General features: G+C 42.5%; 13 protein-coding genes. All 13 read right to left on the bottom strand.

Annotated features, from left to right (window positions below; all coding sequences use genetic code 11):
- Positions 1 to 75: 75 nt before the first annotated feature.
- The 13 genes from Q0V21_RS03470 to Q0V21_RS03530 all read right to left on the bottom strand — a co-directional run bounded on the left by Q0V21_RS03470 (position 76) and on the right by Q0V21_RS03530 (position 14,091).
- Positions 76 to 543, bottom strand: coding sequence for a Na-translocating system protein MpsC family protein (locus Q0V21_RS03470; protein WP_152532778.1), 468 nt, complete (start codon positions 541 to 543; stop codon positions 76 to 78).
- A 185-nt stretch (positions 544 to 728) separates the two neighbouring features.
- Positions 729 to 926, bottom strand: coding sequence for a hypothetical protein (locus Q0V21_RS03475; RefSeq protein ID WP_024634039.1), 198 nt, complete (start codon positions 924 to 926; stop codon positions 729 to 731).
- On the bottom strand, positions 895 to 1,218 hold the full coding sequence (locus Q0V21_RS03480) for a hypothetical protein (RefSeq protein WP_094936912.1): 324 nt from the start codon (positions 1,216 to 1,218) through the stop codon (positions 895 to 897). The genes Q0V21_RS03475 and Q0V21_RS03480 overlap by 32 nt, the downstream gene beginning before the upstream one ends.
- 180 nt (positions 1,219 to 1,398) lie before the next feature.
- Positions 1,399 to 2,313 (bottom strand): hypothetical protein, encoded by a 915-nt coding sequence (locus Q0V21_RS03485; RefSeq protein WP_094936913.1) that lies wholly within the window; start codon positions 2,311 to 2,313, stop codon positions 1,399 to 1,401.
- A 12-nt stretch (positions 2,314 to 2,325) separates the two neighbouring features.
- Positions 2,326 to 2,721, bottom strand: coding sequence for a hypothetical protein (locus tag Q0V21_RS03490; RefSeq protein ID WP_094936914.1), 396 nt, complete (start codon positions 2,719 to 2,721; stop codon positions 2,326 to 2,328).
- On the bottom strand, positions 2,718 to 3,278 hold the full coding sequence (locus tag Q0V21_RS03495) for a hypothetical protein (protein ID WP_094936915.1): 561 nt from the start codon (positions 3,276 to 3,278) through the stop codon (positions 2,718 to 2,720). Before Q0V21_RS03495 ends, Q0V21_RS03490 begins: the two co-directional genes overlap by 4 nt.
- Before the next feature lie 14 nt (positions 3,279 to 3,292).
- Positions 3,293 to 4,084: a hypothetical protein gene (locus tag Q0V21_RS03500; protein WP_094936916.1), complete on the bottom strand. Its 792-nt coding sequence runs from the start codon at positions 4,082 to 4,084 to the stop codon at positions 3,293 to 3,295.
- Positions 4,085 to 4,100: 16 nt separating this feature from the next.
- Positions 4,101 to 5,054: a hypothetical protein gene (locus tag Q0V21_RS03505; RefSeq protein WP_094936917.1), complete on the bottom strand. Its 954-nt coding sequence runs from the start codon at positions 5,052 to 5,054 to the stop codon at positions 4,101 to 4,103.
- Positions 5,055 to 5,057: 3 nt separating this feature from the next.
- On the bottom strand, positions 5,058 to 6,116 hold the full coding sequence (locus tag Q0V21_RS03510) for a hypothetical protein (protein ID WP_094936918.1): 1,059 nt from the start codon (positions 6,114 to 6,116) through the stop codon (positions 5,058 to 5,060).
- 12 nt (positions 6,117 to 6,128) lie between these two features.
- On the bottom strand, positions 6,129 to 6,470 hold the full coding sequence (locus Q0V21_RS03515; protein ID WP_094936919.1) for a hypothetical protein: 342 nt from the start codon (positions 6,468 to 6,470) through the stop codon (positions 6,129 to 6,131).
- A 1-nt stretch (position 6,471) separates the two neighbouring features.
- Complete coding sequence (locus tag Q0V21_RS03520) at positions 6,472 to 8,238, bottom strand: toxin-antitoxin system YwqK family antitoxin (protein ID WP_094936920.1); 1,767 nt, start codon at positions 8,236 to 8,238, stop codon at positions 6,472 to 6,474.
- Between the two features lie 59 nt (positions 8,239 to 8,297).
- A complete protein-coding gene (locus Q0V21_RS03525; protein ID WP_301877642.1) occupies positions 8,298 to 9,437 on the bottom strand; it encodes a hypothetical protein in 1,140 nt (379 codons plus the stop codon).
- A gap of 16 nt (positions 9,438 to 9,453) precedes the next feature.
- Positions 9,454 to 14,091 (bottom strand): hypothetical protein, encoded by a 4,638-nt coding sequence (locus Q0V21_RS03530; RefSeq protein WP_094936922.1) that lies wholly within the window; start codon positions 14,089 to 14,091, stop codon positions 9,454 to 9,456.
- Between the last annotated feature and the right edge of the window lie 18 nt (positions 14,092 to 14,109).

Here is a 14,109-nt window from a genome sequence, read left to right on the forward strand (position 1 = left end):
AATATGTAGGATATTGTCAACATTAAAATTAGTTCCGAAGAACCTATCCAATAACAAAACGAAATTTATTAGGTCTTAAGGCATGTTTATAGCATCATTTTTCAGCAGCCCCTCAATATCCTTGTTCATTTTAAAGACGGTCACCTGTTCAGCAAAATCAGTTCCAAAGAACATGGTTTCAATATCTTCAATTTTTAAACCCAGGTGAATATAGGAGAAAACAGGACTGAAATCTTCTCTCATCATTTGTGCAAGCTTCAGCTTGTATTCGGCAAAGATCTGACTGGAATGCGATTGCATATGTTCAAGCATGAACGCTTCAGGTTTGGTGAATTTTGCTGTAAACTTCAGGATGATAAAATGATTCATGATGACGACTCTGGTATCTACTGGCCCGCGTTCAGTAAAATCTTTTCTTATTCTTGATGCCATTTTCGCGAGTTCTCTTTCCAAGTCTTTTATCTCAATGTTCACATCCCTCCCTACAATCATCCTTTTTCCTCCTATTGCCCTGAATACAATAATCAAACCTAATTTAATCAAAACTCCTTATACAAGACAAGTTTCAATGCGTTTATGGACTAAAGTTCCCGGTATCTTTTCAGAAAAAGGAATAGACCCCAGAAGAAGGCTTGGGGTATATCACTGGTTTTACTATGGTTTACAATTATGCAAATAAAGCAGAACTTTACGCTTAGAACTAAACAGTTTCATTCAAATAGCTATTTTTAACTTTGTTGTTCATTGGGTACATCAACTTTGAGCAGACTGAACGCCACCAGATTCAACACCACAGTGGCACCATACTCCCTCTCAATCACATCGAATGCCTCTTCCGTTGCACCAACTAGATCGTCCTTCTCCGTGGTCATCTCCATTGTGACAATCTCCTCATTATTCAGCGCAAAGGTCAGTCTGTACAGCATCGGTGTTCTCCTCCTTCGAAGTAAGCTCTATATTACGAACATCGGTGAGATCAATGATGTGCACAATCTGATCTGTATCTTCCAAAGTGATCGACTTTCCCTCATTTTTATGTTTGGTAAAAAGCCTGCGATACTCTTGCTTGACCTCATCAGCAGTTAAAGGAATCTCGCGAACTACTATATCGGAATCCTTCTCTTTCTGTTGCAGCCTGGGATTATCCTCAATCCATGTTACTGTTTTCTTTTTGCCACTTCCCTTGAAATAGAAATGAGCGGTGAGTCCAATATTCATCTAGTAATACCTCCTGGGCAAAAATAGTGTTCTAACGTACTAGGAAATAAAGAAATAAAATTCAAGTGAAGCCTTCATATCTTCACTATTCTCTCTATACGTCCTAATCGTCAGGATGTTAACCTGTTAAGTCGGAATTCTTTTTTTTAGAACAAAAAAAAGGACAGCATAAGCTATCCCTTAATATTTCTTAACCGCTATACGATTGCCCAGAGAGTCATAGAAGTATTTGTAGTTGGCTTGAATTGGGGTGACTGCCATTCTGGTGATGGACTTTGATTCCAGTCTTCCATCATCATCATATTGATATATAACATCGACCAAGGTCGGCAGCTGCACGAATGCTTTTCCATCAAACCGATGGACTTCACCAATCGAAATCACCAAGAACGAATCATTTTGCACATACCCATCTGTCGAAATCGGCATGGTCAGCAATGGCTTTGTGACTACCTGCTCCGTGTAATTGTCTGTGACGACTTGTCGAATGACCCGGCCTTGCATATCATTAGCAAAATAAGTAACTACGTCTGTATAATCCACCAAATCACTGATTGCATCCCATGGGTCCAACACACTCAGGCGCTTGCGCTCGGATACAGTCATGCTCACATGGGTTGCGCCATCGATGATCATATCTGCGCTATGTGTATCCGGATGAATATAATGATTCGCTTCGATCTCTACATTGAACAGCTTCTCACGCTCTTGTGAAGTCATAACCACTTTCGTGTTTCCATCTACCAACATGTCCGCACTATGTGTGTCGGGGTGGGAATAAATCAACGTTTTGGTACCATTGATACTCACTGCTCCGTTATCGATATGATTAGAAACTCGGTCACCGCCAACCTTCACATATTCCCCACCACTGTATGTATACGTAGTTGAGGTGTTCTGATTGCTTGAGTCCTGGCGTACCAGATATAATCTTCCTGCTTCACCTATGGTCGGCAGCTCTGTCTTTAGTCTCACCGAAACGACATTGCCAGTGGACACTGCGTCCAGCCTTCCATCAAGCGTGGCAAAGGAATCTCTGGCTTGTTTGACTTCACGTTCTACCTTGGCAGCTTTGCTGAATGAAACAATATCCATGGTATCCCCCTCCTACCTTGTAGTCAAACCAACGACCTCAACATCGAAGTTGGCCACATCTGTTCCCAAATTTTTCAACGACAAGTGAAGTGTAGAAGTTCCGTCAATGTCCTCATAAGGCAAATCGATCATATCGTAAATGCCTTCCATAAAATTTCCCGTCGAGTATTGGGCATTGTTGAAATACAGAACTTCTGGATGAGGGCCAGCGCTATTCAGTACATGAACTTCCACATTTGTTTCTCTGGACGGAATGACCCTGATCGTTTTAATCATGAATCGAGGATGTTCCATCGGAATATCGATCAACGCCTTTGCCCCTCCGCCAACATACTCTACTTTTCGGGCAAACGAAACTGGCAATAGCACTTTTCTCATCTCCTCCATCAGTTTCCATGTTCGATTCAAGACTCTTCCCTCCTTCTAGGAATATGTGTATCCGGATATTTCCGTGGACGAAGATGAGCACCGGACGTATTTCCATCACTGCCGTAAGACCAATCTCCCCACGTCTTCCCTACCAATCCAGACTGGTTAACTGGAATTTTGACCTTGATACACCAATCGAGACCTGCATAATTCTGATTTACTTTCAGTCCTCGGATCGTTTCTCGGATTAAGCCTACTCCACTAGATTGAGTCAAGAACTTGTGCTTCAGAATCATATTTTTTTCGTAAGGAATTCCAGTCCTGGTTCTTGCTCCGTAAATGTACTTGTCCGAAACGAATCCGATGAGATGATCACCATGGGTGTCAAGCAGCCTCCACGTTCCCCAACGATAGATGTCAACCAGTTCTGCAGTAGTGTTTAAAGTACCTACAGAGAAGATCATTTCCTTACCTTCAAAGGTTAACGGAACAGCTTCTAGATCGTATCCAACACGATAAGAAACTCTCGCCTTACTTTGGGTAAAAAGAGAACCGCTCGCGGCGGTTCCTACAACTTTTCCTTGATGTACAGTCATGTCCACTCACCACCTTAATTCATCAGAACAGCAACCGTAGCGCCTGATAAGAAGCTTTGTCCACCGATGGACAACGAGTACACCTTATATGTTCTGGTACCTACTTTGATCTCGTCTCCATGGGAAACACCGGCAGAAGGTACCGCATAAATATCAATGAGTTCACCTCTGGGTCCTTCCACACCATTGCACATAATAACCGGAGCAAGATGATAAAGAGAACCCCAACCTGGATTAACCGGAAGCATTGCAGAATAAGCATCATAGATGTTGTTGACCATCTGTTTATCTTTATCCCTTAACGTTCGGATGCCGTTGTCCCCGTTGTAACTGAGACCGACACCCAAACTAGAGGAATCCGCCTCTGTGGCATACCTGTTCAAAATTCCGAAGTAACCTAGATTAGAGATCCCTGTAACCGAGTTCACATCACCCTGCAAATAAATGATGATTCGGTTCGCTTGGACGGAAACCTGATAATCGATTAATAGATTCGTGTCCACGATACTGGTATGACATAGAAAGTCCTTTTTCACTTCGGTTCTGCCCACCGGGTTGCTGCCGTCTGTTGCCATTACATCTTCAGCAACGCTTACTGTCAGTTTATTCCCCGTAGTCCCCTTCGTATTTCCAACCTCAAGTCTGAAGAACAACTTGTCTGTACCTGTCGTACCAACTGATTTGAGCACGATCACACTGGCTGTTTCATAAAAGATCGACCAGGGCGAACCCGCAATCGTTTTAAACCCCTGCACCATATTTGCGAATAATTCATTCATTTTAACTCTACCTGAGAAATTGGCCATACCTCATAAACACCTCCTAGATTTGGAAAAGTAGTGCCCTTTGCCCGCCACCAAGCAGCCTGGCACCGTGGAAAAACTTAGGCCTGCCATACACAGTAACCAGATTCGTATTGTGGTAATAACGTCCATAATCCGTATTGGGATAATCCTGATCCACAACATGAAACACGTAATACTTGCCATCATTGCCAAGGTCGAGTATCGATCCGTCCGGGTGCTGAGTACTATTTTTGAAAACAATGGACCGCATGCCTTTGAATTCACCCCGCGCACCTTCTAATGGATGGTAGACCATGAACGGAGTGACATAGTACCTTGAGCCAACACCCGGAGAAGGAATGGATTCCGTTCCAAAGTTGTATAGCGCATATTCTGTTCCATTCCGGGAAGTCATTACGACACCCCTTGGTGTATCATATTGATCTACTGTGTTGTTATCCGAAGTATTGAAAGGCATATGAGGGAATATACCATAGAACTTATTGGCGATCGCCGGATCCTCTTGTTCCAGCGACTGACATTTGCCTAGAAATATCCGTACTGGGTAAGCTCGTTCCGGGTAGTTCAGACTCTCACCGTGGATGAACAAGATATCTTCGTTCGTAATCACAGACCATTTATAGTTCACATTATACTGTCCGTTATGACACAAAAAGGGAGTTTCCAACATGAATTTATCTGTATCTACTGGCGGATTTACGAATAGATCTGGCGATGCTACATTGCTTCCAAGGTTCTTCAGTCCCCAACGAATATTGACTCCTCTGGCGTGCGCCCATACACACATCGTAAAACGCATGGATGAATTTTTTTTATTGGTAAGTAGCGCATTTCCCCAGTTGGCATAGGTCGTTTCAGCCGTATATATCGTATCCCAATAGGGATCCAGTGCATCTTTTAACGTGCTAACAAGTGTAGTAGCGAATAGACTCAGGGTGCTGGTAAATTCGTGTCTACGAATCATGGTCATGCGCTAAACCTCCTTTTCAATCTCGAACAACAGCACTCGCTGTCCGCCACCGAGAAGTAAAGGGGAATCGAAGAAGTATGGTTGGCCTGAGAAAAATCCACCTGCTGTAGAGGCCCAACCTTGATAAGTTGGTGGATTCTGCTGAGATAAGGTATGAAAGACATAATACCTTTCATCTCCGAGATCGAGAATCGAACCATCTGGATACATACTTGAATCTCTAAGAACTGCTGTCTTCACTCCATAAAACTCGCCTCTTACACCTTCTCTATCATGCCAAACATAAAATGGAGAAATAAAAAATCTTCCCCCTACTCCAGGTGACGGAACTTGAGAACTTGTAGCAAAATGGTATAAAGAGTTAGGCTTACCATTTCGTGAAGAACGCACATAACCTCGTCCTGCCCTATACATGAGCTCATCATCATCATTATTCAGGCCGAGAGGATAGTGACTAAAAACTCCAACAAAGTCATTTGCAATAAGTGGATCTTCATTCTCAAGAGCCATCAATCTTCCCATGTATAGTCTTACTGGATATGCCTGATTTCCTGATTGAGGTTCTCCATAGAGGAAAATATACTGCTCCGTGATGAACAAATTCCACTTATAATAAGTGTTAACTGCATTATGACTACGAGTTCCTCCATCTAGAATACAAGTATTCAAAGGTATCTCTGTCATGTGACCAACATCTGTGTATAAGTCTGGCTTGATTTCAGTCCCATTGTTTCGTAAACCTACTCGCCAAACATAACTTCTGCTGTAATCTACATAATCGTAATTCGTATAGAAACGCGAGAAATTCATGCTAATTGTAAAGAACATACTTGGGTCTTTTACATTCTTCGCGGTAATTGTCCCCTGATTAGTAGAAGTCCGCCCCGTAGAATTCCAACTTTTAGGTACGGCATACTCATTATTGTTATAATATGACCACTCCCAATGAATATCTCCATATAAATCTTGAGTTACGGTCTTGTGTAGTTCAGAAATAAAGTTATTACAGTAAGAATAGAATTCATATCTTCGTAATGGTCCGAGTAATATATTTTCAGCCATGATTTCCCCCCCTTAACTACCGAATCGAATACTCATTTCTCGAAGGATGCTTTCTTTAATAACAGTTAGAAGAAGAGTTTTAACCATCGTGCTTCTTTCTTGAATAAATAAAAATTCTCTACTTTCTGGTGTGTGCTCTTCATTATTCTTATTTGAATTCAAATCTGAAATTTCAACCAATCCTTTAAGCGAGGACAAAAACTTATGTGCCACATTATCAAACAGAATATGGCTTTCAAAAGCGAAAATCAGTACTTCAATTTCCTCTGTATTGAACGGCTCCGAATTATTGCCCACTAACTTATCCATAATGGTATGGAGTGCAAATTTGACATCCTGTACAGTCCTCGTCACTTCAAATCACAACCTTTCTGATTTTTACTTGTTTGATATTACCGATAGCGTCATATTCAAATGCTTTATGAACTCCCCGGCCGTCATAAATCAAGGTTTCGGTCTTAACCGTACCGTCCGTATTGTAGGTAAAAGATGTTCTTTTCAAAAGATGCGGAGTTGCGTTCACAGAGTACACTTCTTCGGACTCGATGTCACCATTTGAATAATAGTTATATACGATGTCTAGCTCCTGCGCAGATCCTTCGAGAAAATCAATTCTTCTGCGGATGTCCGTATCATCGAAGGTATCTCCCCCTTGAAGCACGTAATACTCAGCTCCATTGTTAATTTCCCTCAGGACCTTACCTGTAAGATCACGCTGATACTCAATAGACTTGATCTGTCCGTTACTTTCAGTAATCTCTTGTCGTTCCAGGTTTCCATCCATGCTATAGAAGTACTCAATAGTACGATTAATTCCTCCATTAACCTTTTCTATATGTACTTTTCCATCGGTATAGTAGGTATAGTCCGTTACCGAAGTTGTGTTAATAACAGACCCACGGCCAATGACAGTTACTCTGGCTTCCTTGGGCACATCAAATCTAAACCGAATAAGCGTATCACTATATTCAATGTAATCGTCTCCTACATCCATACGTATTCCGTCCAGAAATACCTCTGCGGAATTCGAACCAATCACGTATCGTGGTACCTGAAAATCCCTGGTAATCGACAATCTGCTGTTAGGAGACGATGTGAAGTGAAATACCGATTGATGTTCCATGGTACCTCGGCTTTCAGCTAACTCCAGTCGGCTCTGCATGTTGTCGAGTCTGTCTTTGAGAGCATCATAGACGACTCCATTTTTATCTTCCCGTGAAACAACAACCTCATTTGAAGTGGTTTCCAATTCGGTCTGCATGGCTTTGATCGTTGCATCATGTGTAACGATTTTTGTGGTATGCTTGCCAACAGTTGTTTCCAGATCAGATACACGTTCTCCTAGTGCAGACATGTCATTTTCGATAGAGCCCTTGGTTAGGAAATATCTAAAATCCATAGCCGTGAGTGAAGTCGTTGGTGATACCCCGACATCAAGTCCACCAATAATTATGGCATCTTGTGGCTCCTCTTTTTTCAAACTATAGGAGTACCTGCCGTCCTCATGCAGAAAAATATAATAAGATGTATTTGCCGTGATGTCCGGAATGCTGAATGTTTGGGAAAATTGATCCACAATAACCTTGTTGATACTTGCTCTACCGGCATTAATCGTAACTTGAACACTGTTATACATACTCAGATATGTTGGATTCGTAATACCGAGATCCTGAATGGGCTGCTTTGATACAACCTCAACGGCTTTCTCCAACGTATCAAACCGGTGATCTATGGACGACTCTGCTCCACGCGCTTCCTTAATTTCTATCTCTGCCAAACTTAATCTTTTCTCATGATCATCCTGATTCTTCGAAAGGACGTTGACATCTGCTCTTACCGTCAGAATGTCCTTCTGAACATCATCAAGTCGCGAGATGTTCGAAGTAACTGTAGTCTCCACATCGCCTAGTCTCTGCTCATGATCATTTACCTTATCCCGGCTAACATTTGCAGATTCTTCTACTAGGGTAATTCGATCACCCAGACTAACCTCAGAACCTCTGGCGTCATCCAATTCTGCAAGACAGGAATCAATCTCAGTATGCGTTCTAACCCCGATATCACTTAGTTCCTTATGACTTCTGGCGGACGATGTATGAGACTGGTTAATTCTTACTGACATTTGACCACCTCCATTCTTGCCTTACATAATCTATACGTAATGGTTTCAACAAAATTAAGCTAGATGTATGTCGAATACATTTGCAGAGAAAATTTAACTTGGGAGGCATATCTGTCTTGTGATTCTTCCCTCTCCATTCGCAGCCAAAATGGATAGGAGGCTCCCGGCGAAATACTAAAGGCCGTGATTGAGTAACTGAAAGCACCTGGGATACCTCCAACGTCAGGAGCAATTTGTACTTTTTCCGTGCCTGTTGTGAGCGCAAAGGTTACATCTCTAAATTCTCCTGACATCATGGGATTTTTGGCGAACATTCGAACTTCTTGAGTTGCAGAACCACCTGCTGTTAAATAACCAAGGAAACGATCCGTATTGGGATAAAGGAGCACATCGAAATCTTCTCCTGTTTCAGGATTTGACTCTTTATAATATAAATCTGGAGTAACCTCGAAATACATTTGGTCACCTCTAAAGAGCTTTATGGAATCCATGGCCTGAAAACGATTGCCATCGGGAAGCTTAACCCCGAAATTCCCCTCAAACGGATACGAATATTGCCCCATATCAAAATGTACAACCGTTTCTTCGGACCGACATACTCTTGATTCGAGCACAATGCCATTCTTGTCAATCAGATCAACCACAGTTCCTTTGGTCAAATTATCTACGGCAACAGACGTCCCTTTGTTGATTCGAATATACTGAACTTGCATTGGATGATCTCCATCCCCTTTTAAATAGAGACCAATCTTGGGCGCTCCCGCCAATTCAACTGAACCTATAATGTTCCACAGCAGGCCATCATCTGACCAATATGCCGTATAATAGTTGTAGTCCCGTACTAACCGAATCCATGGATAAGTTTTCAACAAAGGTGTTGGTAAAGTCATATCCAGAAACTCTTCAATCTCCATGAAATTATGCTCGTCCACAAAAACGATAACGCCTCCGTAACACCCCTCCGTATCAGGATTGTAGCTGTTCCTCACATCCATCACAAATTGCTTGATATCCGTTAAAGGTTTGTAGAACATGTACAGTGGATCGGAGCCATGTTTCAGCACTAAGCTACCTCTACCCGCGTCATAGCGGGCAGGGTCGTTAGGCAGCACTTCCCATTTGAAATCAAGGCTGGAGTTGGAATTTGCAAAGTCTTCCTCGTAAATCCTGCCCGACTCTTTCAATCTTGCAACACCCATAAAGATCCTCCTTTCATTACGTGAATAGCCAGATACGTTTACCGATCACACACATCTTGGGCCTTGCTTTCCAAACTTCCAGCAAGCACTTGATGAGTGCTTCTACACACTGGTCTCCACCTCCGCCTTCGCAGTAAGGAATGACATAGACGTCATCACAGATCCAGTTGGTCAGTTCCATCCAGTCCAAATTCGCGTATTCATAACTCCGCGTGCCAGCTTCCTGTAGTGAGGTGAATACCCATTTGAATTCATGTTTACCTTTAGGAACCGGATGTGAGAAGGTATAGTAACCACCCTCTTTGGTAAATGTTTTGATTAACTCTCCGTCTATGAAAAAATCCAGCTGACAATCAAATGGCTCAGGTACCCATACCCATCTTTCATAGGCTTTGAAGTCATGCACCCGGAAGGTGGTCATATATCGCTTTCCTGTCCAGTCGCTGATCTGCCCCTTCTGATCTGTGGTAATCTCCACTTTATACTTACTATAGGGTTTGGGAGCCAGGTCATTCAGATTAAAGCCACGGAAACCATTGCCGTAATACTTTTCATCTAGAAGTACCTTTCCATCTTCTCTAGTAATTTTCACTTGCATATTACTGTTATCACAGCCGCCCATCCAGATCGGTTTGTTGTCCCATACTTCAAAGTGGGTCACTTCTGCCCATGATGGATCAAGTTTATCAATATCATCTAAATGCAACGAACCACCCCAAATCATTGCACCGTCTCCTGCGCATCCCTGCTCGAATTTAACACGAACTTCATATTTCTTTTTCTTATCTGATGTATTTTCGACTTCAATAGATATGATTTGGTCCTCTTCTTTCGTCACGTACTGTGGTGGAAGTAGTAGTTGACCGTCCTCGAAAGTTTCAATGACAATTCTTGTGCCTGGACAGGCTCTGCTCGTATTTTTGTATAACCGAATGACGTCAAGCCAAGCGTGGCTCCCACCATCCGGAGCAGTTGTACCTGGCCCAGGTGGATTCCACGAGTCTTCTCCCGGGTGAGGGGACTCTCCTTCTCGATACAATAGTCCCTGAGCATCTTTACAGTAAGCATTCCAGGTTTCTTTGAAGCGCCCTCCGCTGAGAGTGAATCCACCAGCATCTAGACCACTTCCCCCAAAACCGCCGGCAGCTCTGTGCAAGCTATATTTAACTGTGTAGGCCCTGCCAGGCTGCGTATAATTAGAAAAATCCATAGGGTATGTTGTAACTTGGCCATTGCTTGCAGGATACTGATATGAATACATCGATGCTCCTGTAGCTCTATCTATTAAATCAACCAAAACATACGTATCACTATCTTTTCTGTTAGGATAAACCAGTTCCCACCCATTTATCCCAGTAGAGTCTTTGGTTTTTATAGATAAATTTTTTATTGATGCATGATATAAAATACCACTTGAATCTTGATCAGAATCCTCCTTCGTATCCGTGATACCAAAACAAATATAGTAATAACCTGCTTTCAAATCTGTAATGGTTTCCGTAAAATTAGCCGCTATATTCCATTCAACGGGAGTAATATATTTATAATTTACTTTTCCGTTTTTGGCACCTCTGTTGTCAGATTCATCTAATAGCATTGTACGTTTAGAGCCCTTTTCAGGATAAAAATATACCCTGAATCTTGCTTTTGGTTGTATTCCATCTTTGAGATAACAGATATATCTAAAATTTATTTGAAACTCGCCATCGCAGTATATCCTTTTGTATATCATCTTGGTATGAGGACTATCAAATTCGGTTTGAGGAGTCCCTGGTTTTAAATTTTTCACATTTAAACTATAATAATTACTTTCTTTATTTTGATAGATCACACCGTCCCCAGCATAATACGGAATCTGCATACTTGAAGTTTTGATGGGTCGCAAACCCGACGTATTTAAATTTTGGACTGGATAAACTTTAAGCGTCTCAACATAATCAATTTTACCAATGTGAGGAGCATAAAAGTCACGTGTAATGAACTTCCCTTCATCCAAAAGTCTATGACTACCGTCATAGGTTGCTCCTTCATTTTTCCATCCCCACCAACTCGTTTGGTCAGACCGTCCTGAATAAGAACTTTGTCCATACTGAATTTCATGATTTTTCATTCCACTAGGAAAACATACTTCTCCAAACGGGCTTTGGGTTGGCTGATTGGACTGACCATTACCGTTGCCACCGACAGTTCCGCTTCCTGATCCCCCTGTGTTACCATCGCCAGGCACATACGACTTCCCATCTCTATATATCCAACGGAAACGATGGCTGCCTGGGGGCAAAGGATACATGCAGTTTGTTCCATCGTCTCCATTCGATTGATTTCCTGTCCAGACGGAAATGCCATCTACCTGAAGCTCCAATTTTTCTCCAGGATCAAAATCGCCACCATATTGCCAGAATATGTAACCCGGCTTATCCAGTTGCGCATCAAGTTCGCAGATGAATTCCTGATCATGTCCCTGCGCCCACATCACTCCATCACCATGAATCAATTCTTTCCAATCCCAGCTTCCTATAAATCTTAATCTTGAATCAATCTTATCTTCATCATTGAACAATTCATCAAACACCATTTCATCTCTATTTGCACCCGTTTTTGGATTATAATTGTAATCCATCGCGGGATAAATACGCATATGCTCTTTAATATTTAATTTGGCACCAGGATTTAGCTCTGCACTGTATGTAATGGTATCACCGCTTGTTTGTGTAGACGCTCCAGCATCAGTTACATCCCATCCACGTGTCACATCAACATATGAACCTAGAGGAGATGTTGTCCGGTATGTATTGCCCGTGTTATTACCATAAGTAAACAACTTGTCCAACTTATATTTAAAGGGTTCTTCCGTTAAACTATCTCTGATTCGAAATTGGATTACGTTGTTTCCAGCTTGCAGAGGAATACGTACTTGTTCGCCGTTACCATTCATCGTTGTATAATGAACGGACATACCATTTACAGCTACCTCAAACGCTTCAGTAGGCCGTAACTGGTGCTTATAACTGAATATGAACCACCCCTCATCCTGTAAAGGTACCGAGGTCTGAGCAATCATATCCCCTTCCTTTGGCTCTTCCAGACGCAATACTTCTCCTTGATCAATCCAACTGGGACTTCCCGACATGTACCATTCATATTTCCCTATCCCTTGTCCACGATGAAATGGTTCCCAATGATCAATTTCTCTCGGAGGACACGTGACCTCAACTGTACCTCTCAAGTCCACGGTCGTATCAGGCCCCGCAACGATTTCATACTCTATTTTGGCCTGATTGGCCTCCGTTTCTGAATAGTCCCCATTCAGTATCCATTCCACACCATGCACTGAGCGAGCATAGCTACCATGATCTCCATCTCCACGCTGGGTCCGCTGAACGAATTCGTCGTCAAAAAACAACTGATAATCATGATCCGGATACGGCTCTTCATCTACACCCATTTTGTAAGCAAATGAAACCGTACCATCACATTCATTGTCCAGGTCCATTGTCATGGATTTCTTACGCAAATCATCCATAATGAACTGCCCTTTAAAATGTGCCTGTGCCACACTTTGTGGTGATCTTACAACCCAGTTTCCATACTCATATACATGCTCCCCATCCAGATCGTAATCCTTCGGCGCAGGCGGCTTGCGTGTATCCACAATCTCAACAACTTCAACATCCTTGATATAGATGCCATTGTTCTGCCATACTTCTGGGCGCATTTTACGGATCAGCCAATCAAACTTATACATCTGTCCTGGCTGCAGCGTAAACGCTGCTTCCTGCCAACCGCTATTCTCGCTCCATTCGCCTCCGACTTGCTGCCCGTTGATATAGAACAGCATGCCATTACCGCGCTTGGAACTAGCCAAGTACTTGAACCTGATCTGTCCATAACGCTTCACACGCCAGTTAAATGTAATTTTGGAGGAGTTTCCAATTTCCAGAAGCCCTAGATCGAGCTTCAATATCATTTCGGAACCGAATTGTTCATTTTTACCTACCGAGTGAACAGTCACCCATTCCTGATCCTCCGTCGATGAGACATATCTAAAGAAATCAGGAAATTTATTTGAGAAGGGTACATCCTTTTTCATCGAAAAGAGCGGTATCTCATATACGGTAGCATCAAAATGATTGAAGTAATTTCCACTAAAATGATGGTAATAGGGTGCCGGACAGACTGGCAATGACACACCATGATGGCTTCCTCCAGGCTTCTGTGCATTTTCAAGAATCTTGTGAATACAATCTTTAATCATTTGCAGTACCCGCTGATATTGTGTTTTGTCTGGGGGCTGCTGTTGTTCCACCCACCATTCAATCCTGCGGTATATATTCCATAACGCTTCACGACATCGCACACTCGCATACCATGACTTATCTCTCAGGTATTGCTCAATGATTTGATCAATACTGTTCTCCAGTGCATCCAATTGAACCGTCTGCCATCGTCCGATTTGACCGTAACCTGGATCACCCAAAATAGGGTTATTTTCTTCACCATGCCGATCGGTTTCGCTCCTTGGTGCATTGGGACTCTGCGGTAAATACGCAGGGTTATTAGGGTTGTCGTAACTTTCGTCCGCAATCTTCGCCCTCATATTCGCGAACAATACACCTTTCTGTGACTTGGAGAACAAACCAAATGTATGACCCATACCAATCACCTCCCAATC

It is taken from the genome of Paenibacillus sp. 11B (assembly GCF_030487755.1).
Lineage (GTDB): Bacteria > Bacillota > Bacilli > Paenibacillales > Paenibacillaceae > Paenibacillus > Paenibacillus vandeheii.

Coding starts and splice junctions, on each gene's coding strand:
- Q0V21_RS03475 (WP_024634039.1), bottom strand. CDS start 926: ATGCTGTACAGACTGACCTTTGCGCTGAATAATGAGGAGATTGTCACA.
- Q0V21_RS03480 (WP_094936912.1), bottom strand. CDS start 1,218: ATGAATATTGGACTCACCGCTCATTTCTATTTCAAGGGAAGTGGCAAA.
- Q0V21_RS03485 (WP_094936913.1), bottom strand. CDS start 2,313: ATGGATATTGTTTCATTCAGCAAAGCTGCCAAGGTAGAACGTGAAGTC.
- Q0V21_RS03495 (WP_094936915.1), bottom strand. CDS start 3,278: ATGACTGTACATCAAGGAAAAGTTGTAGGAACCGCCGCGAGCGGTTCT.
- Q0V21_RS03500 (WP_094936916.1), bottom strand. CDS start 4,084: ATGGCCAATTTCTCAGGTAGAGTTAAAATGAATGAATTATTCGCAAAT.
- Q0V21_RS03505 (WP_094936917.1), bottom strand. CDS start 5,054: ATGACCATGATTCGTAGACACGAATTTACCAGCACCCTGAGTCTATTC.
- Q0V21_RS03510 (WP_094936918.1), bottom strand. CDS start 6,116: ATGGCTGAAAATATATTACTCGGACCATTACGAAGATATGAATTCTAT.
- Q0V21_RS03520 (WP_094936920.1), bottom strand. CDS start 8,238: ATGTCAGTAAGAATTAACCAGTCTCATACATCGTCCGCCAGAAGTCAT.
- Q0V21_RS03525 (WP_301877642.1), bottom strand. CDS start 9,437: ATGGGTGTTGCAAGATTGAAAGAGTCGGGCAGGATTTACGAGGAAGAC.
- Q0V21_RS03530 (WP_094936922.1), bottom strand. CDS start 14,091: ATGGGTCATACATTTGGTTTGTTCTCCAAGTCACAGAAAGGTGTATTG.